Genomic DNA, 19,917 nt, shown 5'->3' on the forward strand with positions numbered 1-19,917 from the left:
CCGCCTGCGCGGCGGGGATCAGCAAGCCTCTGACGTACAGATCGTATCGCTGTTTTCAGGTGTGGTTGATGTGGATGAAAACGGGCAGGCGCAGGTCCCTGTGCATTTCCCTGATTTTAACGGCCGCGTGCGCTTGATGGCGGTGGCTTTTTCCGACGATAGCTATGGCTCAAGTGCCGATGAATTACAGGTTGCCGCACCACTGGTGACGGCATTGGTTAAGCCGCGATTTCTGGCGATTGGCGATCAATCAGAATTGGCCCTGCAGTTACATAACCTGAGTGGCCGAGAGCAGACTATTAGTTTGGATATGAAGTTGGACGCCGGATTGGTATTAGAGGGTGGTCAAAATCACCTTAAGCAGTCGGTGACACTGGTCGATAATGAGCGCACCGTTGTGCAGATCCCTGTGCATGCGACTGAGGAATTTGGACGTGCTGCTATTGACCTGTCCGTGAGTGGTCTGGAAGGTTTGGAGGAGGGGGCTGACAGCGCCTTCAGTCGACGTTGGTATCTCTCTTCACGTCCGGCGTGGTCGTCCAGCGAGTCCCGCTGGCAGCAGGTATTGTCTCAGGGGGATAGCTTCAGTTTACCGATGGATGCGCTCTCTCCATTGATACTTTCCAGCACCGAGTTATCACTCAACGTATCAGCGAAACCGCCGCTGGCGATCAGTCGCCATATTCAGGCGCTGCGCAGTTATCCTTATGGCTGCCTGGAGCAAACCACCAGTGGTGTGTTTTCACAGCTGTTTACCACTACCGATAGGTTGCGAGGTCTGGGCATTGAGGGTGAATCCGATCAGGAGCGTCAGGCCGCGATTCGATTAGCAATCCAGCGTTTACTGGGTATGCAAAAAAGCAGTGGCGGGTTCGGCTTGTGGGGAAATCAGAGTCCAGAAGAGTATTGGCTTACGGTGTATGTGACCGACTTTCTGATGCGTGCTCGTGATCGGGGGTATCGCGTGCCCGAGCAGAACCTGCAACAAGCACTGCAGCGTGTTCAGCGTTACCTGCGCAATCCCCGTTGGATTCACAGTGAGTATGCAAACAATATGCAGCGTACCCGTTTTGCGGTGAGTGCATATGCTGCTCAGGTACTGGCGCGCAACGGAAAAGCACGTCTGTCGGAGTTACGTAGCCTGTATAACAACAAAGGTAAAAACTGGACGGCGCTGGGATTGTTGCAGCTCGGTCTCAGTTTGCAGCAGGCGGGAGATCAAAAGAGGGCGGATGCAGCACTGACGCAGGCGCAGCTTTCACTGGCGTCTGGCGCATTTAACAGCAGCACCTATGGTAGCAAAGTCAGAGATCTGGCGCTGGCCTTGTATTGGGTGTTGGAAGCGCAGTTGCCCGAATCCCGTTGGGGACCGTTATTGTTTGCACTGGATAAACAACTCAAGCAGCGCACGTGGCTCAGCACACAAGAACGCAATGCACTGGTGATGGCGGGCTTAACCTTGCAGCAAATGCCTGCGGATACGTTGTCTGCCGAGTTAACTTTGGGCGATAAAGCGGTAGCACTTCAAGACCTGAGTGGCCTGTACAGTCAGTATGAGGCGCAAGCGTTGAAGGACGGCCTGAGTATCAAAAACCTGAGTGATAAAACCGCGTACCTGACCGCCCGTTTATCCGGCTATAACAAACAGGTGCCCGTGGCCGAAAGTAACGGCATTGATGTGATCAGACGTTTCTACGACCTGGACGGCAAACCGCTGAAGGATCAAACGCTGGAAACCGGAGAGATGGTGTTGGTTGAGTTGCGAACCAAGGTAGCGCAAACCACCCATCATCTATTGCTGGTTGATTTGTTACCAGCGGGGTTAGAGCTGGAGAACCAGAATTTAGCAACGGCCTATGCACTGGATAACCTCAAGTTTGATGGTCAGTCGCCTGTGGATATCATGCAGGGGCAGGATATTCGTCATCAGGAGTTTCGGGATGATCGATATGTCGTTGCGTTGAATCCCGGATGGGCGAAAAGCGCCCGTGTCTTCTATCTGGCACGGGCGGTATCGCCGGGCGTGTTCACTGTACCCCCTACCTTTGCTGAAGATATGTACCGACCAGAACTTCGCCACAGTGGTTCTGCAGCGAGACAGATTCGGATTATCGCCGGGGAATGAAACGCCTTTGTCGCTTGTTCATCGGGGTTGCCCTCTCGGTAGCCCTAGTTGCAGGGATGCTTGGATCATTGGATCGTCTGTATCCCATGGCCCCTATCCCTGCGGTTAGCACCGTTGTATTAGCTGAAGACGGTACCCCATTACGGGCGTTTCCCGGTGCCAATTACCAATGGCGTTACCCCATAACACTCGGGCAGGTCTCGCCGACCTATCTGGAGTTGTTGCTCGCCTACGAAGATCGTTGGTTCTATCAGCACCCAGGGGTGAATCCTCTGGCACTGCTGCGCGCCAGTTGGCAAAACTTGCTCAGTGAACGAGTGTTGTCCGGTGGCTCGACGCTAACCATGCAGGTGTCGCGTTTACTCTATCCGCACGCCCGCAGCTACTCAGGAAAACTCTCACAGATCCTGCGGGCCTTGCAGTTGGAGTGGCACTATAGCAAAGCGGAAATCCTCAATATTTACCTGAATATAGCCCCGTTTGGCGGCACGTTGTCGGGCGTTCAGGCGGCCAGCTATTACTACTTTGATAAGCCTGCTATACAGATGAGTGATGCGGAAGCTGCATTACTGACGGTATTGCCCCAGCGTCCAAGTGATTATCGTCCCGACCGCCATCCACAGCGGGCCCGGCAAGCACGTGACAAAGTACTGCAGAGGATGCAATCGTTGGGATTATGGTCGGCGCAGAGGATTAACGATGCACGGCAGGAGCCTGTATCGACGTTTGCACAAGGAATGCCCAATGTTGCGCCTTTGCTGGCAAGACGGCTCTATCTGGACTGCGCCGATTGCCGGAGGATCAACACCACGCTGGATTATGACCTTCAGATTCAGTTGGAGCGCTTAGTTAATCAATATACGGAGTCCCTGAGTGAGGAGCATTCGGTCGCGGTCATGGTGATGCGAAACCAGGATGGTGCTGTTCGCTCCTACATTGGCTCCGCTGATTTCTGGTCGCAAAAGCGTGCCGGACAGGTGGATATTATTCAGGCTGTGCGCTCGCCTGGCTCAACTCTGAAACCTTTCCTCTATGGCTTTTCGTTGGATGAGGGGCTGATCCACTCCCACTCTCTGCTGATCGATGCGCCACGTTTCAAAAGCCACTATCGCCCGCAGAATTTTAGCGGCTTTTTCAATGGTCCGGTGACGGCTTCCTCGGCACTGCAACGCTCGCTGAATGTGCCCGCGGTACAGCTCATTGAACACTTCGGCGCAGACCGCTTTGTTACACGTTTGCAGAATGGGGGCCTGAAAACCTTTGGTCCGGGCAGTGCTAAACCCAATACATCGGTGGTTCTGGGGGGGATTGGTGTGCAGCTGGAATCGTTGCTGGGGATCTATAGTGCATTGGCGCGAAACGGAAAAGCGATTAGCCCTCGTTTTCAGACTGACAGCCCGAAGCAGGAGCGGTATCTGATGTCTTCCGGTGCAGCCTGGATCATTCGGGATATCTTGGCCCAACACCCTTACCGGCGTATCGGTCAGCAAACCCGACAAGGATGGGATTTAGCATGGAAAACAGGCACCAGCTACGGCTATAGGGAAGCCTGGGCGATGGGTGTTTCGCTTGACTGGAGTATTGGTGTCTGGGTTGGACGACCCGATGGCAGTGCCAGTCCGGGGCGTTATGGCCGCGTGACCGCTGCGCCCTTGTTGTTTCGGGTGCATGCGGCACTGCCACGCTCGGAAGTCGAACGTCTGCAGCCTGAGTCTGTCAGTCGGCAAACGATCTGCTGGCCTGCGGGGACTCAGCACTCGCGCCGTGAAAATACCGCGCCCAACTGCCTCAAACGTTATGACGCTTGGGTGTTAAACGATACTGCTCCAGCGACATTGCCCGAAACCTCTGAATTGACGCTGCATAAACAGGTGAATCAGATCTGGCTTGATCCGGTGAGTGGCAAGCGCGCTGAACCAGCCTGTCTTCCGGATCACCGATTACAACCTGTGCTGATCACGCTATGGCCGGAAGCCGTTGAACCCTGGCTCCCCCTGCATTGGCAGAATCAGCAACGGTTACCGCCATGGGATACCCGCTGCCAGCAAAATGCAGGAACGGCTGAATCTCCGTTGCATATCACCAGCTGGCCAGAGAATGCACTCTTACAACTACCTGGCGCACATCGCACCGAAGCGTTGGATGTCATATTGAATGCAAAAGGGGGATCTGGTCATCGGGACTGGTATCTGAACGGCGGATATATCGGCCGAAGTGAGAACGGTTTGCCCTATCAGCTGACGCGGGCAGGGCGATATCAGATCAGTGTCGTTGATCAACAAGGTAATGTAGATAGAGTGGAGATCCGCGTATTGCCCTGATGATCAATATCAGTCGGCATACCCCGGCTGTTCGGCCAGCAGCTTTCCGCAGGGCATAAAGGTTCCGCTGCCACGGGCGACTTCACGCCCACGGTGGTCATACATCACCGCTTCCGCAACCAATAACTGCTTACCGGCACTGATCAGCGTGCCTTTGGTTGTAAGTGGGCCTTCACTGACTGCGCGGGTGATGTATGTCGTAAAACCGGTGGTCACCAAAAATTGGGAACGGTTACGGCTGGCCGCAGCAAAATAAGCCGCATCATCCAGTGCCTTGAAGTACAAGCAGCCATGCATTGAACCTGCCGCATGAAAGTAATCCGGTTGCACTGTGCTGAGGATCGTTGAACTGCCTTTCTCAACATTGAGTGTACTTTCCAGCAGCTTATTAATCGGGGCTGCATGGTACATCCGCTCCAGCCCCCGGTAATGGGTTTCAGTTGCTGACATCGCTATCATCCTGTGAAGTGGGTTCTGTGTGCGCGACCGACTCTGTTTGATGATCCTGCGCCAGATGCAGCCAGAAGGTGTAGGAGGTTTTAAATCCCTGCGCGAGTTTATATGACAACTCATACCCGATGGTCTCAGATCCATCCAGAATACGCTGGAACTGCTCAAGGGGAATGCCGCATAGCTCTGCCGCCCCTTCAACCGATAAATGAGTGGGTTTTAGATACAGTTCGTGGATAATATCGCCCACGCTGGGCGCATTTGCGAGAATTTGCATAGTGGCCTCAATATATTTGAGTTGTATCTAAACAGGTCCTGTTAGGAGAGACAATGTCTGAGACGTGGGTATATGGTCTGATCGCCGTTGGGTTGCTGGTGTGTGCTGGGTTAGTGGTATTTATCCTGCGTCAGCGGGCAACGATCAAAGCAGCGCAAGAGGAGCAGGCGGCTAAGTTGCATGCTTTGGAGGCGAAAGCGCAGGAACAGCGTGATTACCTGATCGAGAGTATCCATGTGATTGCCAATGCGATGATTCATGATGAGCGGATGACACTGACCGAAGGTACGATTCGTATTAGCGTGTTGCTGGATAATTTGTCGCCGCAGCTAAAGCAGGAACCTGATTTCAGTGTTATCAATGAGGTGTTTGAGCGGACCCGTCATATCCCGTATCTGAAGAAGTGGAAGGAGCTGGATAAACAGGAGCGGTGGCGCTATACACAAGAGATGAAGCAGATAGAAGCAGAACACAAAGATGCCTTGCTGAAAGCTGCAGGGCTGCTGGCCTCTTATCCATTTGAAAAGCACTTTCACTGATGGAATTTGTAGCGATTTTTCTGGTGACCCTACTTATTGTGGGTGGGTTGGCGGTCGCGTTGGTGTTTGGTCGCGCGCCGACCTATCGTCCATCGCGGAAGGATACATTGCAGCTATTAAAAGACGTCGCCAGCAATCAGGGCAATGAGGGCGCCTGGCAGTTATTTCTGGGTATGCCGATTCCGCATGACCCTGATCTGGAGGAGATCCGTCAGCTCTGTGTTGCGGTCGATGAAGGGGATGACGAACACCCTCCTGCTGTCCCCGGGTTGAATATCTATGGTCGTGACGGCCGTGAGCGGATCGGTAAGGTCGCAGAAAAACTTGAGATTCTGATCGCGAAAGAGCCGTCCTATAAGGAGTTCTGAACGCGCTCGACATACGTTCAGAACTGGTACTGACTGTGTTCGACCATCCGCTGCAAACGCCATAACGCATCCCACGTCTGACGAATATTATCCTGCTTGATTGCCCGGTTCAGTTCTATCCCGACCATCTCCAGCTCGGGCAGTTCATACAATCCGGCCAGCCCCAGCAACTGGTGCGAGTGATGACGCATCTTCTCGGAGCTGCGGTCTTCAAAGCCTGTAAATAACCCCTTAAGCTGATCCAGAAGCTCCTGATGCAGAAGGTCTTTACTGATCTGGTAGTCTTCGAGCATCTGGGCATTTGAGCTGGTTTCCGACGGTGTACGAGTGGCCAACGCGGTTTTTTGTGTCAGCGCGTTGATCGCGGTTTTCACTTCCTGATCGTTAATCGGTTTCAACAATACCGTGTTGGCACCGGCATGGATCAAACGCTGATGTTCGCTGGCGACAACATTCGCGGTGAGGGCGATAATCGGGATCTCTTTATTGCGCTGGCGAATCGCGGATGTCGCCTGAATTCCGTCCACTTTTGGCATATGTACATCCATCAAAATCAGATCGAACGTTTCTTTTTGTTCATATTTGATGGCATCTTCACCGTTGGTGCTGGTGACGACTTCAGCGCCAGCCTGTTCCAGAATACGAGTGATCAACAAACGGTTAAAGTCGTTATCCTCGGCTACCAGTATCCGTAGCGGCAGCTCCACCTCTTTTTCGCTGTATTCATTCTCCGGTGCATCAAACCGGTCTGGCAGAACCGCGCTGAGCAGATTTCCGGTCCGTGTGGGTTTGCGCAGTACGGTGATGTTTTCTGGCAGGGCCAGTTCAGGCGGTTCGCACGCCAGTAAGATCAGCGGACCCTGATACTGTGCGCAGACGATGCGTAGTTCTTCTGCAAAGGTGCTGGAGCGGGTTGCGTTGGGTTCCAGGCCCCAGACGATGGTACTGATCTCTTGTTCCGACTGGCGGCGTAACATCTCTTCGCAGGTCGTGATGGATATTGGCTTCGGTGCCAAATGGCTAAGCTGGTTTTTCAGGTTGCGACGGTTGAGAGGGTGCTGGTCGAAAATCAGCACTTGTCCGCCATGATAGGTTGCAGGTATTACCTGAGATTCAGGGCAGTACATCGGGATGTACACACTGACAGTGGTACCGTTGTTTTCTTCGCTGTTCAGTTCAATACTGCCGCCCATCAGTTCCGATAGCAGTCGGGCGATGACCAGTCCCAAACCCGAGCCACCAAACTTGCGAGTGATGGAGTTATCCGCCTGAGTAAATGCCTGAAACAGATTTCGTATACGGCTTTTGGGAATACCAACGCCGGTGTCTTCTACTTCAAACAGCAAGGTTGAACTGTCTTCGCTCTGTTTCTCCTGATAAACCCGGATTGCCACATGACCGTGGTCGGTGAATTTAATCGCGTTACTTACCAGATTGGTCAGAATCTGGCGCAGACGCATCGGATCTCCGTGCAGATCCGCCGGGATGTCCGGTGCGACCAACGGGATCAGTTCCAGTCCTTTGGCGTGGGCTGCGGGGGCCTGCATTTCGATAATATCGCTAACCAGTGAATCGATATTCAGCGAGAGTTTCTCCAGCTTAATGGCGTTGGACTGCAGCTTGGAGAAATCCAGAATGTCATCAATGATCGACAGAAGCAGGGATGATGTCTGGTTGATGATCCGAGTGTATTCTTTCTGCTCTGGGCGCAGATCAGTTTTATCCAACAAGCGGGAGAAACCCAACACGGACGTGAGCGGTGTCCGCAGCTCGTGACTCATGCGTGCGAGGAAATCGTCCTTGGTACGGTTTGCGCCGTCGGCTTTCTTACGGGCTGCACTCAGCGCCAGATTCTGTCTCTCCAGATGCACCAGCGTTGAACGCAGGCGGGTGGTTGCCCGGTTGACCTGACTTTCCAGAGTCTGGTTGGACTCCTGTACACGCTGTGCCAGACGGTTAATACCGCGTGACAGTGTTTTAAGTTCACCCGTGGCCTCGTGTGGGGAGCGTACATCCAGCTGACCTTTTTCAAGTTGTTCGACCACCTCAGTGATGCGCAAAATGGGTGTGGTGATGCGGCGGCCAAAACGGATGGCGATAAATAGCGTGAAAAACAGACCCACGAGTGCGATCGATATCCCCTTCAGGATGATCTCTTGCTGACGGTGCTGGGTGTGAACCCTCGATAAAACCACCGCGACCCAACCTATCTGAGGGGGGCGCGCTTCAACTCCGGTTGAATCGGTAAACTCTGGCGAATCTAACACGTCGATACCGGTGGCCGTCACAGGCTGTAGGAAGAAGATATATTTGTCGGTGAAGTGTGGGTAGTTCAGGTCTTGCCGGATATCCGAGCCGTACTGGTCGGAGCGCAATACCACGTTAAAGTCGCTGTTGAGGAAGACGATATCCGCCACGTCGATATCTTTATTCGGGTGACGGATCAGGCTGGCCAGCATCTCTTTATTATCTGTGATCAAGCCAAATTCAGCTGCAGAGGCCATCAGGTGTGACATGCTTTCGCCACGTTCCCGCAGGGAGTTTTCGGTGTCCTGCAGTTGGGTGTGGATAAAATAACTGCCAAGCAGCAGCGTGATCAGCACCAGGGGTAACAAGCTGATAATCAGTACCCACTGGCGAATGGTGATGTTTTTGAATCGGCTCAGGATCACTGCTCCGCCTCCTTAAGCTTCTGCTCAAGTACCGCCTTGGCAGGAACATCCATTCGCAGCTTTTTGGCCGCAGATGGGTTCGTTGCAACAGAAAAATAGATTGGATATCGGGGTTTAGGTAATACCGGTTGTTGTGGGTCCAATGTGGCCATCACTTCCCCGGTGTATCGCCCGATCTGGGGGGCGGTAGAGTAAACCCCGGCAACGGCCCCTGCATCTACATATTTACGGGAGAAGCCTAGCAGGGGCACACGCAAGCGGAACGAGATATAGAGAATCCACTTGGCCGTTGTACGATTAAAGACCGCCTTGTCCGGCAGTGTGAGAAAAATATCACTGGATTCCAGCAGCGGCTGGAGCTGTTTGATCGGGTTTTTGTCTTCGTCCAGCACCCGGTGACTCAATGTCAGTCCGGTTGTGTTGAGTGCATCCTCGAGCAGTGGCAGATCGCGTGCTGACTGTGAACTAAAGGCGGCTCCAATCGTATCTGCGTCAGGTCGTATCAGACGTGCCAGCCTCAATTGTCGGGAGTAGGGCTGATCAAGGTAGATCGCTGATATCTTATTGGCGAGCACGGTCGCGCTGTTGCTATGGGTCTGAATCAGGTTTTGATAACTGCGGCGTGGGATAAATGTGGACAGTATCGGCGCGGCATCAGCGGGTAATAAGCTCAGTAAGGTGTTGGTGGCCCGTGATCCGACGGCCACGTAGTAATCGTAGGACTCTTGATCCAGTTGTTCTGGGGCGAGCAGAAGTTGGTCGGTGGACATACTGGCGACGGGCTGAGCGCTGTATTGGCGAATGCCGCTCAGCACTTTTTGGTAGCTGCTGGTATCGTCGCTGAGTATAACGAGCGGACGCGCAAAAACCTCTGGAACCATTGCCAGAAAGAGATAAACAACGCAGCTGATCACACAGCGGGCGTTGAATGCCCGGAACGATTTACGCGGCGATATTGCCATTGACACAATCCATTGTGAGCCGGCTACTCAATTAATAGAGTAGTTTGAATTCCACATAGGCGCGGCGATCGAAATGGTTGTTGGCATAAAACTCCTGATAGCGCTTATCCAGAAGGTTTTGCACAATCAGCTTAACCTCTGCATCGGTGTGTTGAGTCAGCGAGAACCGTTTCTTAATCTGCAGATCCGTCCGCTGATAGGCTTTACGTACCTCTTTGCCACTCGTGCCTTCTAGCCAGCGAGTTGAACCCATAAAATAGTGGGCCAGACTTGCCTGCCACTGATCATCAAATTGATGGCTGACAAGCACTGAGGCGGTATCTTTAGGGGCATAGTGGTGTAGCTGGAAGGTATCATTAGGTTTTTTCAGATACTGGCCATCAATTTCTACGTGCCCATAGTTCAGCAGCACCAGTGTTTCGGGCTGCGGTTTATATTTTACCTGAAATTCGATGCCTTCGGCGTCAAAGAACTCAACATTTCCTTTGGTAATGCGCGTGCCGTTTTCCAGCGATGCCAGTATGGGATCGTCGATGACCAAGTCTGGGTCGACCTCGATAAATTTGGAGCGGATGCCCTGACTGACTCTTTCATGAAACAGGCGTACGTCTAACTGCAGATTGTTTTCTGGAATCAAACAATAAAAACCCAGCTCGGTTGTGTCTATTTGACCTGGAATCAGGCCTTCGGCGGCAGAGGCTTGCTGTTCCAGGATACGATTGCCGTTGGCATCGTTCTGTCGTAGGAAATAGGTGTTGTGGCGCTCTAACAAAGAAGGCATGCGAAATGCCCGTGTCCGCGCAGCACGAATACTGGTGCTTTCATCAACGAGGTAGTTGAGTGCCAGACGAGGTGATAGACGGCTGCTTGCGACTGAGGCGGTTTCGTACATGGCACCCAAGTTCCAGACCAGTTGATCGGTCTGATTCCACTGGGCGTTGGCAAAAGCACGTCCACGCTCTTCAACGATCCAGCTTTCGGTATCCAGCAAGACGTCACTCTTGGCCTGTTCATAACGGTATCCCAAGCCACTGATCAGGCTTAGCGATTCATTGGCGTAGTGAGTGTGTTGCAGCTCAATATCATACTGCTCGGATGTACCGTGCTCTGAGTCGGGCCGGATCATCAAACCGTCTACGCCAAACAGATTTGCAAAACCGGTCGCTGTCGCCAGGTCTACCTCAAACTCGCGGGATAGCCATTCGTTGGCAGGTATCGCTTCGACGTTAAGCTTCAGGTAGTTGTGATAAAAGCTCAGCCGAAACTCGTTTTCATCCGAGGCGGCGTGATTCCACACCAGATATTGAAAGTTGGCATCATGGTCACGTGGACTGGCGACATGGAGCAGTGAACCCGCATCCACGATAAAGGTTTCACCCCGGGCGAAGCCGAGTTGAAGGTCGATGGTGTCGCGCAATGACAGCGTCGATGAGCCGCTGAGGTTCAGGTATTGGTTGTCAGCAGTTTCGTTATATATAGGGCTGCCGTCGTGAGCGCTGCCACCTGCGGAAATCCGTAAGTGCCCAAAATCAGTAAACAGGCTATGACGCAGCTCTGCACGCTGCTCGCCCCGGTTACCGGTTACGACTTTGGCGCTGTTATTTGGCTCGTTAAGAGAGGTGCGGGTGATGATATTAATCGAACCCAGAAATGCGTTGGATCCCTGTGTCGGCACGTTGGAGCCACGGATCACTTCGATGCGATCAATGTCATCCAGTTCAATACCGATGGTTTCCCAGCCAACCGTTGAAAGCAATGGCAGGTAAATGCTGCGGCCATCAATCATCACCTCCATGCGGTTGGGAAAATTATCACTTACGCCGTGATAGGTCACACCCGTCTGATTGCGGGAGACATGAAAGACCTGCATGCCGGGTACCAGTCTGAGTAAATCAGGAATACGGGTGGCGGCAGAGGCATCAATCATCTCCCGATCGATGATGGTAATCGCCGCAGGCGCTTCGGTGAGGCGCTGTGGTAAGCGGGTTGCCGAAACCACCTCGGGAATATCGGCAAAGAGGTCGGCTTCAGTGAAATCGGTAACGCCGTTGCTGGCAAATGTCAGCGGGGCGGCGAGTGAAAATGAAAGAGCGCCTAAAGGAGCAAGACAACGCGTAAAACGCCAAGCCGATAAGAGCGCAGATACAACAGGTCCATTCTGTAATCGCGTCATAATCCGGTACTAATTCGCGGTTATATACGGGTACCCACGTAGATAATAATGCCTGTCATCACAATAGCTTCAAGAATGAAGCCGTTGTGGGTGAGTATCCAGTCCATAACCATATCGTTGTTATTATTGAACGGTTATCCTAACCCAGTCAGTGTGATCCGTCAGCACTCATTGGGTTATAGCACAGATGTTTAGCTCAGGAACCTGAATCAGAAATTTAACCGGCCGTGCAGATAAATTCGTCGGTCCACTTCATTGAATTCGTAGAATTCGGAATACCGCCGGTCGAACAGGTTTTGTACGCTGAGCGACAGATCCAGTGTGTTGTGAGCGTTAAGCTGAAAGGTGCGGGCCAGCATCATATCGGTGCGTTGGTAGGTTTTACGTGGTTTTTGAAAGTTTGCGCCTTCTAACCAGACGGTTTCACTCATCAGATAGTGGCTCAGACTCAGGCGCCAATCATTCTCGAAGCCATAGCTCACCAGTGCGGCCAGTGTATGTTGTGGCGATCGCCCCGTCAGGCTGTCCATATCATCGGGATCACCTGCAACACGATGGCCGCGGTTACGGACACCGCTTTGATCCAGATAGCTGTAGCTGAGCATCATCAGACTGTAAGGACGGTACTTCCACTGCCAGCCCAGTTCTGCACCGTGATTGTGCCAATCGGCAACGTTGTCATGCGCGCGGGCACGGTCATCAATATCGCTGCCGGAGGGCAGTGGGGAATAATGACTGTCAAAACCGCCTTCGATCTCTTCGTAGAACAGACGCAGCTCCAGCTGGGCATCCGCATCAGGCCACAACTGAAGCAGGCCGAGCTCGAATGAGTTGATATCTTCACTATCCACTGACTCGGCCGCGACCGAAATAATGTCCCACTGATCACCCGTATTGGTCAGGACCGAAAAGTTACCATGGCGTTCCAGCAGTGATGGCAGTCGATGGGCACGGGTAAAAGCTCCGCGCAAGGTCAGGTAATCGTCCCAGTGGTAATTGGCGGCGATGCGCGGTGAGATACGTGTGCTGCTCAGCAGGCTGCTCTTTTCGATCATTGTGCCAACGTTAAACGTCCAGTCATGAAACGCATGCCACTGCAGGTTACCAAACAGGCGACCGTGGTGTTCATCGATCCAGCCATTGTTTTGCAGTAACGTTTCGCTGATGGCTTTCTCAAAACGGTAGCCTGCACCCCAAACCAGATCCAGCTGGGCACTGAGATGACTTGTATGGCTGAGTTCCAGATCGTAGAGGTCAGTTTTGCCGTGTTCGTTGTCCTGCCTGAGTGAAGTGCCTTGTAGTGGTTGGTATATCGGGCTGAGTGCTAGAAACATCTCCGCGAGTGCCGGTTCGATATTCTCTTCCTGCGCAAGCAGCTCTGCGATGGGTAGCAAGGGTGTCTGCATATCCAATTGGTTGTGGTAGAACGAAATACGCAACTCATTGCTTTCATTCAGCAGGCGCTGCCAGGTCAGGTGCTGACTGTTGGCTTGATGTTCCCGGCGCGCGAAACGGTTGTCGGCTTTATCGGCTTCACCAATATCGCTATAGCCGTCGCTGAACGTAAACTGCAGATCCAGCGTACTGTAGAGATCGGGTGTGTAGACCGCTGAGCCGTTCAGATGACGGTTTTGCAATCCGTCCTGATAGCGGGCGCTGCCCTCATTTCCGCTGTATCCGCCTGCCAGCTGGAAACTAAAGTTATCCCCAGATAATCCTCCCAAACGAAATTGCACTTCGCGGGTGCCGTTGGCTCCTGTCATTGCGCTGACGGAATTTTCGCTTTGCTCAACGGACGACTTAGTCACGATATTGATTGCGCCTAATAACGCGTTGGAGCCGAATGCCGGAACGTTAGAGCCGCGTATTATCTCGATATGGCGTATGTCATCCAATGAAATACCAATCGATCCCCAGTCGACAGTGAACAGCATCGGCAGATAAATACTGCGGCCATTGATCATGACTTCAAGGCGGTTGGGAAAGGGACCGCTCATGCCGTGATAGGTTACAGCGTTGCGGTTACGGGTGACCGAGTAGGCCTGCATGCCGGGGACCAGACGGAATAAATCAGGAATCGTGACGGCACCTGAGGCGTTGATAATATCGCGATCTATGATGGTCACCGAGGCTGGCGCATCGGTGATTTTCTGCGGCAGGCGTGTGGCACTGGCAACGTAGGGAATATCGGAGAGCAGGTCGGCTTCATCAAACAGCTCAGTAACCGGTTCAGCACTGGCAGATGCTGTGGAGCAAGCCAGCAGATAACAGGTGGCCCAATGTCGCGCTTTATTCAGAATAACCACGTGGATACAACTCGGAACCCTATGCGGCTGACCGGATCCGTGCATCGGTGCAGAGCAAGGAAAGATATCTCTTGAGGAACGGCTCTATCCATAACGCCGTATGAGGCCGGTAGTATAGCGTGAGCCGGGCATCGTCTCCTACCCTAAAGCCGGTCGGGTAATGGTGTGCTTTGGTCGTCTTTTAGCCTGCATGAACATTGACCAATATCATGTAACCCATTGTCCACACTGGACCTGATCAGCGTTTAGCCACACTATGGTGCACTATTTTTTGTGTGGTGCGCGAGGCTATCTATATGGAATCATTTCGCTGGAACAAGAGCTTTCTGACAGGGATCGAGGAGGTTGATCAGCAGCACCATCGGCTGGTGGATATTATCAACCAGTTTGGTGACCTGTTGGCAGAGCGTAGCGAAGTGACAGTGGGCATGATGGAAAGCCTGATTCAGGAACTGACCGAATACACCCATTACCATTTCAGTGAAGAAGAACAGTTTATGGAGCAGGCGGGAATTGACCCGCGCCATCTTAATCCCCACAAGGAAGCGCATAAGCACTTTATTGAAGAAGTGTTGCGTATGCGTGATGAACTGCGTGAGAACGGTCTTGAATCGGGTGAGTCAGTGTTGAAGTTTCTGACTCATTGGCTGGCGTATCATATCTTAGGGACCGATATGTCTATGTCGCGTCAGGTTGATGCGATCAAAGCAGGTACCAATGGCGCCGATGCATTCGAGCGTGAGGAACGTGATCGTGCGACGTCCACAGAGCCGTTGTTGCACGCACTTAATGGTCTCTTTCAGCAGGTGTCTAAACGCAACCGCCAGCTCACGGACCTGAACCGTACACTGGAAGAGCGGGTTGACGCGCGCACCCATGATCTGGCTGAAGCCAACGCTCGATTGGAAGCGATCGCCATGACCGACGTGTTGACCGGGTTGCCCAACCGCCGCCATGCACTGATTGCGTTTGAGCAGGAATGGTTGCGTGCAGATCAACAGTGCTTAGCTCTGAGCTGCATGATGATCGATGCTGATGGTTTCAAGCAGATCAACGATACCTATGGGCACGATGCCGGTGATGTGGTGTTAAAAGAGCTGGCGAATACACTGAAGGATTCGGTCTGTTCCGATGATATTGTTGCACGCCTCGGCGGCGATGAGTTCTTGATCATCTGCCCGGATACAGGATTGGAAGACGGGCTGCTGGTCGCGGAGAACGTTCGCGCACAGGTGAACGCTATGCGTGTGCCTGCGGGTGAAGGCGAATGGCACGGCAGTATCAGTGTCGGGGTTTCCGCACGAACGCAGGCGATGGAAGGTCCGGAAATGTTGCTTAAGTCAGCAGATCTAGGGGTATATCAGGCGAAGGAAGATGGGCGTAACTGTGTACGGACCCGGGACAATCAAACACGTAAGTGAGAGCCGGCGGACAGAAAAGTAGAACAAACAGATGGAAAGAACCTGCAGCAGAACTCTGTGAGTGTCTGCTGCAGCGAAGGTCACTTGGCTTAAGCTGCCAGTGCCTCTGCACGGCGAGCATGTGCAGCCCCTACGCGACAACCGTAGACACCCACTTCACCCTTCCAGCGCATCCAGGTCACAAATTCACCTGCCGCTTCAATTGCTTTCACCAGTGCAGACTTCTCATCTGCTTGAGCCTGATCAAAAGCACCCATTGCCTGCAGTTCAGCGGCAATACGGCGGTCGTCATTTGCGATGCCTGTGTAGACAGTGTTTTTCATAGATCAGCTCCAGATACGTACTATTTTCTAAGACCTAAGTATTATATTGATCTGTTGTGCGTCGCACAAATAATTTGTTCAATAATTCACCAAAAAAACTGACCACGGACAAAAACTGATCTGAGAACGTGCTACTTGAAGGCGCCCTTAACGGCTGTTCAGGTGTTGAGGCTGATCCAGGATGGGGCGCAGCTTTCTGGTCTGTTGAGAGGCGGAAATCTCCGTATGGGTGGGGCGGAGTATAGGCAATTGCCCCACTCACTGAGTATCAACTTCAAGCTGAATGTTAGAATGTCCCGCTTCCCACACCTGTATGGCTTGTTTACGCTCGCAGCCCCAGCGGTAATTGCCACTGTCGCCGGTCCCTTTGATGACCCGATGGCAGGGAATCAAAAAGCCGATGTTGTTTTTTGCCACCGCAGTTCCCACTGCACGTTGTGCGTTGGGAATGCCTAGCTGATTCGCCAGTTGCCCATATGAGACGCGCTCTCCAGGCATAATCTTCATTAACGCTTCCCAGACTTTGATCTGGAAATTGGTGCCGCGCAACACCAGATGCAATTTTCCCGGTTGCGGTGTGGAGGGAAAGATCTGGTTGGCATATTGATCTGCTGTGCCGCAATCTTTGTTGATATCTGCCGCTGGCCATTGGCTTTGCAGTTCGTGTAAACGTATTGCTTCGTCATCGGAACAAAACGCCAGGTAACAGATGCCACGCTCGGTCCAGCCGATGAGTGCATTACCAAATGGCGTCAGCGCGAAACCATAACCGATGCGTATACCTTTGGCGCCGTTTTTGATTTCACCCGGTGTCATCGCTTCGCAAGAGATCATTAAGTCATGTAAGCGCCCAGGGCTGGAGAGGCCACTATCCAGCGTTACACTGAGCAGGTCATCGGAGCGCTGTAAGGCTTGCCGGGCGTATTCCTTCGTCAGGTATTGCAGAAAACGCTTAGGTGAGATGCCTGCCCAAGTACTGAAAACCCGTTGCAGGTGGGATTCGCTGCTATCAACAGCCGCGGCAATTTCGGCCAGCGTTGGCTGCTGACGGGCCTGGCTGTGGATAAACTCAATGGCCCGTGCCACGGTGCTGTAGTGTTGCTCTGAGTTCATGAGGCGTCCTGACAGGTCTGTTTCTGGGGGTAACGTTGCTGTGATCTAAGTGTGCGTCAGTCGGTAATCGATCTCCACCCGATTCTTGCATGTGTAGTTAAAGTGCCTCGGTGACGGGGTGTGATGTTTTTCTTGTACGCCAGTTGGCAATGAAACCGCCAAGCATGATGAGCGCAACGGCGATGATTAAGGTTATGGACGCAGGCTCTTTCCCAACCAGTATCAGGCTGATAGAGGAGATCAGCGGTGCACAAAAACTAAGCGATGCCAGCAGGGATTGGTTACCCTGTTTCAGTCCCAGATCCCACAGATAAAACGCCCCACCCACCGGGCCCAGTCCCAGTAAGATTGCTCCGAGCCAAGCGCTGCTGGTGAACTGCCAATGAGCAGTGCTCAGTGAGAAGTCACTTTCTAATGCCAGGTGCGCAAGCAATGATAAAACCGCGACGGCCAATGAGATCCAACCGATGTCGTCAACCTCGCCCGGACTTTTGGCCAGATAGGTCGAGTACGATGACCAGACCAGAGCGCACATCAATGCGATCAGGTAGCCAAATGAGGATTCGATCGACAGATTTAAGTCTCCCTTACTTGTCATGATCACCACTATCCCCATAAATCCGATAAGGCCGCCCAGCATCGCCTGCAATCGGTAGCCATGTGCGGCTACCAATATGGCCAGCAGCAGTGGCCATAGGTAGACGATCAGACTGACTTCTAATACGGGCGCTTGTTTCAAGGCCATAAAATAAAGGAAGTGGAAGCTGAATAGCCCTGATGTGCCAATAAGCCATTGGGAGAGTCGGAGTGTTGGTAAGCGAAACAGCGATTCTTTTCTAAGAAAGCGTCTGACAAACATTATCAGTGAAGAAATCAGAAAACAGATAAATAGTAGCTGAAACGCAGGTATAGAGATTGTTAATGAGCCAAATAGGGCGAGTAACCCCCACATCAGTATTGCGCCTAGACCATAGAATGTTGCCATCGTGCTAAAACCTCACCGGTTACTGTTGAGATTTAGTTTAATGGCAGTTGGTTTGGTATTTTGTGCTGGTTAGCCGGTTTAATTATCTGTCCGGCCGGAGTTTGCTTATGTGCGGAAGTGTTTGGGCGACTGGCCAAAGTATTCGGAAAATCGTCGACTGAAGGCGGATAGATCCTGATAACCCACGTGTTCAGCGATGATGCTGATTGGATAATCCGTATGTGCGAGCAGGGCCCGGGCTTTATCCATCCGCAGTTTAAGCAGGTACTGGCGGGTGGAGAGACCGGTTTGCTGCTTAAACAAGGTTTTGTACTGACTGAGGCTGAGACAGGCGATCTCCGCCAGTTCCGCCAATTGAATGGTCTGGCTCAAATCCTGTTGTAGATATTCCATCGTTCTGGAGATACGAGGATCATGCCGCGCTTGAAACCTTTCTTGTAGCAGCAGGCTGAGAAACAGCGCACCAATCTCCTCGTTCAGAACTGGGTTGTGCCGATGTTGCAGTTGGCATTCGACAAACTGACAAAAGGTGAGCAAAGGAGAGGAGATAGAGACAAAGAACGTGGGTAGATCTGTCATCGGTTCTGGCAACTGATCAAGATCAGCGACCAGAAAACTTGATTGCTCATCGGCGCTGAAACTGTGTGTGGCACCTGAGGGAATAATGGCACAACGCCCCGGGCCAACCTGATTGGAAGGGGGCTGAACGCGATCTGTTCCTGCCGCAGTATCAATACTAATCTGAATTGTGCCGTGCAGGGGAAATACCAACTGACAATAGTCATGCCGGTGGGCATGCATCACGCGGGTATAGGAACGAATTGATAATCGGGCGGACATAAGAACTCCTGCAGCAGGACTGGATATCTGGCTCCGACAATATCGTTTGGGTTAGCTGGCGCTTTTATTCATCTGTTGGATATAACGCGAGAGCAGCGCCATCTTCTCTGGATCGTTATCCACGAAAAGTACATCGACGTTTAAGAATGCGGTATCAACTTTAGGTTCGTGGGCTTCAACTGCGCGCACAAAACCGTTTAACTGCACAGTGTTGCCATCAGCCTGTTCGATATCGACAACCGTTGCCTCTAGCATGGCCGGAATCACATCTTCCCGTTTAACGGCAACACGCACCTGCTGTAACGTCAGATCTTTCACCGCACAGCGGTGGACACCACCCCCCAAACGCAGTTGGGCAAGGCCTTTCGGTTTTTTCGGGGCGGGCTTTTGGGTTTTCTGCTCGGCGGCCAGCATTTCGGCTGCGCGGCGGCGGGCGACAGAGCTGGTTTCTCCGCCTTTTGCCAGCCAGGTTTTGATCTTGTCGATCAGGTGGGACGGTTCAAAGGGTTTGCCAATGTAATCGTTGACCCCGGACTGTACCGCTTTTAAAACATAATCACGTTCGCCGCGGCTGGTGACCATCAGGAACGGGACTTTCTGATAGTTGGGTTGCTGACGCGCCCACTGTAAAACTTCGAGGCCCGATAACCCCGGCATCTCCCAGTCACACAATATGATGTCGAACTGGTGTTGCATCATCATCTTGCGGCCAGCTTCCCCATCCTCAGCGGCTTTTACCTCTGAATTTGGGAAACCACTGCTTACAATTTTGGACACCAGATCGCGAATAAAGCGCGCGTCGTCAACAATCAGAACTTTCAGACCTGTCATGCATTCACTCTGTCTTTTTTCATACTCTTCTGTCAGATAGCCGCAGCTTAGCATGCTGAATGAGCATTTCAGAAGCGGTCTCGGCTAAAAACAGTAGTAACCCACTGATATATAGAGAAACGTTGATCCTGACAATTATATAAGGCGGCACTAGTTAGGATTTTAGGCCTTATAATTGTTTGCCCCAGCACTTTATGTGTCCGTAACACAA

General features: G+C 52.4%; 16 protein-coding genes. 5 read left to right on the forward strand and 11 right to left on the reverse strand.

The genetic code is table 11. The features are described from left to right. Together ABYW01_RS02165 and pbpC are read left to right on the forward strand one after the other, a co-directional pair. The coding region (locus tag ABYW01_RS02165; protein WP_372830913.1) for an alpha-2-macroglobulin at positions 1–2,125 on the forward strand (2,125 nt) is incomplete at its 5' end. Next, positions 2,122–4,446: a penicillin-binding protein 1C gene (gene pbpC / locus ABYW01_RS02170; RefSeq protein WP_372830914.1), complete on the forward strand. Its 2,325-nt coding sequence runs from the start codon at positions 2,122–2,124 to the stop codon at positions 4,444–4,446. The genes ABYW01_RS02165 and pbpC, both read left to right, overlap by 4 nt. A 9-nt stretch (positions 4,447–4,455) precedes the next feature. On the opposite strand, the gene ABYW01_RS02175 is transcribed toward pbpC, so the two are convergent. Both ABYW01_RS02175 and ABYW01_RS02180 read right to left on the reverse strand, forming a co-directional pair. Further along, on the reverse strand, positions 4,456–4,896 hold the full coding sequence (locus ABYW01_RS02175) for a PaaI family thioesterase (RefSeq protein ID WP_372830915.1): 441 nt from the start codon (positions 4,894–4,896) through the stop codon (positions 4,456–4,458). After that, positions 4,883–5,173, reverse strand: a complete 291-nt coding sequence (locus ABYW01_RS02180; RefSeq protein ID WP_372830916.1) for a transcriptional regulator — start codon at positions 5,171–5,173, stop codon at positions 4,883–4,885. Before ABYW01_RS02180 ends, ABYW01_RS02175 begins: the two co-directional genes overlap by 14 nt. A gap of 53 nt (positions 5,174–5,226) precedes the next feature. Here ABYW01_RS02180 and ABYW01_RS02185 point away from each other — a divergent pair, with 53 nt between their 5' ends. Together ABYW01_RS02185 and ABYW01_RS02190 are read left to right on the forward strand one after the other, a co-directional pair. Next, positions 5,227–5,712 (forward strand): DUF2489 domain-containing protein, encoded by a 486-nt coding sequence (locus ABYW01_RS02185; RefSeq protein ID WP_193953690.1) that lies wholly within the window; start codon positions 5,227–5,229, stop codon positions 5,710–5,712. Further along, positions 5,712–6,080, forward strand: a complete 369-nt coding sequence (locus tag ABYW01_RS02190; RefSeq protein ID WP_372830917.1) for a hypothetical protein — start codon at positions 5,712–5,714, stop codon at positions 6,078–6,080. Before ABYW01_RS02185 ends, ABYW01_RS02190 begins: the two co-directional genes overlap by 1 nt. 17 nt (positions 6,081–6,097) lie before the next feature. Here ABYW01_RS02190 and ABYW01_RS02195 read toward each other — a convergent pair whose 3' ends face one another. From ABYW01_RS02195 to ABYW01_RS02210, 4 genes are all read right to left on the reverse strand, one after another. Beyond that, complete coding sequence (locus tag ABYW01_RS02195) at positions 6,098–8,752, reverse strand: response regulator (RefSeq protein ID WP_372830918.1); 2,655 nt, start codon at positions 8,750–8,752, stop codon at positions 6,098–6,100. After that, complete coding sequence (locus ABYW01_RS02200; RefSeq protein WP_372830919.1) at positions 8,749–9,714, reverse strand: ABC transporter substrate-binding protein; 966 nt, start codon at positions 9,712–9,714, stop codon at positions 8,749–8,751. The genes ABYW01_RS02195 and ABYW01_RS02200 overlap by 4 nt, the downstream gene beginning before the upstream one ends. 31 nt (positions 9,715–9,745) lie before the next feature. Next, on the reverse strand, positions 9,746–11,887 hold the full coding sequence (locus ABYW01_RS02205; protein ID WP_372830920.1) for a TonB-dependent receptor plug domain-containing protein: 2,142 nt from the start codon (positions 11,885–11,887) through the stop codon (positions 9,746–9,748). Between the two features lie 209 nt (positions 11,888–12,096). Beyond that, a complete protein-coding gene (locus ABYW01_RS02210; RefSeq protein ID WP_372830921.1) occupies positions 12,097–14,193 on the reverse strand; it encodes a TonB-dependent receptor plug domain-containing protein in 2,097 nt (698 codons plus the stop codon). A 296-nt stretch (positions 14,194–14,489) separates the two neighbouring features. Here ABYW01_RS02210 and ABYW01_RS02215 point away from each other — a divergent pair, with 296 nt between their 5' ends. Continuing rightward, positions 14,490–15,614: a GGDEF domain-containing protein gene (locus ABYW01_RS02215; RefSeq protein WP_372830922.1), complete on the forward strand. Its 1,125-nt coding sequence runs from the start codon at positions 14,490–14,492 to the stop codon at positions 15,612–15,614. Positions 15,615–15,703: 89 nt separating this feature from the next. On the opposite strand, the gene ABYW01_RS02220 is transcribed toward ABYW01_RS02215, so the two are convergent. From ABYW01_RS02220 to ABYW01_RS02240, 5 genes are all read right to left on the reverse strand, one after another. Next, on the reverse strand, positions 15,704–15,937 hold the full coding sequence (locus tag ABYW01_RS02220) for a hypothetical protein (protein ID WP_372830923.1): 234 nt from the start codon (positions 15,935–15,937) through the stop codon (positions 15,704–15,706). Positions 15,938–16,195: 258 nt separating this feature from the next. Beyond that, positions 16,196–17,050 (reverse strand): methylated-DNA--[protein]-cysteine S-methyltransferase, encoded by an 855-nt coding sequence (locus ABYW01_RS02225; protein WP_372830924.1) that lies wholly within the window; start codon positions 17,048–17,050, stop codon positions 16,196–16,198. Positions 17,051–17,147: 97 nt separating this feature from the next. Then, on the reverse strand, positions 17,148–18,035 hold the full coding sequence (locus tag ABYW01_RS02230) for a DMT family transporter (RefSeq protein WP_372830925.1): 888 nt from the start codon (positions 18,033–18,035) through the stop codon (positions 17,148–17,150). 105 nt (positions 18,036–18,140) lie between these two features. Beyond that, complete coding sequence (locus ABYW01_RS02235) at positions 18,141–18,875, reverse strand: helix-turn-helix domain-containing protein (RefSeq protein ID WP_372830926.1); 735 nt, start codon at positions 18,873–18,875, stop codon at positions 18,141–18,143. 51 nt (positions 18,876–18,926) lie between these two features. Next, on the reverse strand, positions 18,927–19,706 hold the full coding sequence (locus ABYW01_RS02240) for a response regulator (protein ID WP_372830927.1): 780 nt from the start codon (positions 19,704–19,706) through the stop codon (positions 18,927–18,929). Positions 19,707–19,917 lie beyond the last annotated feature (211 nt).

This window comes from Pontibacterium sp. (assembly GCF_041587635.1).
Classification (GTDB): Bacteria; Pseudomonadota; Gammaproteobacteria; order Pseudomonadales; family Balneatricaceae; genus Pontibacterium.

Bases quoted from the DNA above. Each gene is read 5' to 3' on its own strand.
- pbpC (WP_372830914.1), top strand. From the start codon at position 2,122: ATGAAACGCCTTTGTCGCTTGTTCATCGGGGTTGCCCTCTCGGTAGCC.
- ABYW01_RS02175 (WP_372830915.1), bottom strand. From the start codon at position 4,896: ATGTCAGCAACTGAAACCCATTACCGGGGGCTGGAGCGGATGTACCAT.
- ABYW01_RS02180 (WP_372830916.1), bottom strand. From the start codon at position 5,173: ATGCAAATTCTCGCAAATGCGCCCAGCGTGGGCGATATTATCCACGAA.
- ABYW01_RS02185 (WP_193953690.1), top strand. From the start codon at position 5,227: ATGTCTGAGACGTGGGTATATGGTCTGATCGCCGTTGGGTTGCTGGTG.
- ABYW01_RS02190 (WP_372830917.1), top strand. From the start codon at position 5,712: ATGGAATTTGTAGCGATTTTTCTGGTGACCCTACTTATTGTGGGTGGG.
- ABYW01_RS02200 (WP_372830919.1), bottom strand. From the start codon at position 9,714: ATGGCAATATCGCCGCGTAAATCGTTCCGGGCATTCAACGCCCGCTGT.
- ABYW01_RS02205 (WP_372830920.1), bottom strand. From the start codon at position 11,887: ATGACGCGATTACAGAATGGACCTGTTGTATCTGCGCTCTTATCGGCT.
- ABYW01_RS02215 (WP_372830922.1), top strand. From the start codon at position 14,490: ATGGAATCATTTCGCTGGAACAAGAGCTTTCTGACAGGGATCGAGGAG.
- ABYW01_RS02220 (WP_372830923.1), bottom strand. From the start codon at position 15,937: ATGAAAAACACTGTCTACACAGGCATCGCAAATGACGACCGCCGTATT.
- ABYW01_RS02225 (WP_372830924.1), bottom strand. From the start codon at position 17,050: ATGAACTCAGAGCAACACTACAGCACCGTGGCACGGGCCATTGAGTTT.
- ABYW01_RS02230 (WP_372830925.1), bottom strand. From the start codon at position 18,035: ATGGCAACATTCTATGGTCTAGGCGCAATACTGATGTGGGGGTTACTC.
- ABYW01_RS02235 (WP_372830926.1), bottom strand. From the start codon at position 18,875: ATGTCCGCCCGATTATCAATTCGTTCCTATACCCGCGTGATGCATGCC.
- ABYW01_RS02240 (WP_372830927.1), bottom strand. From the start codon at position 19,706: ATGACAGGTCTGAAAGTTCTGATTGTTGACGACGCGCGCTTTATTCGC.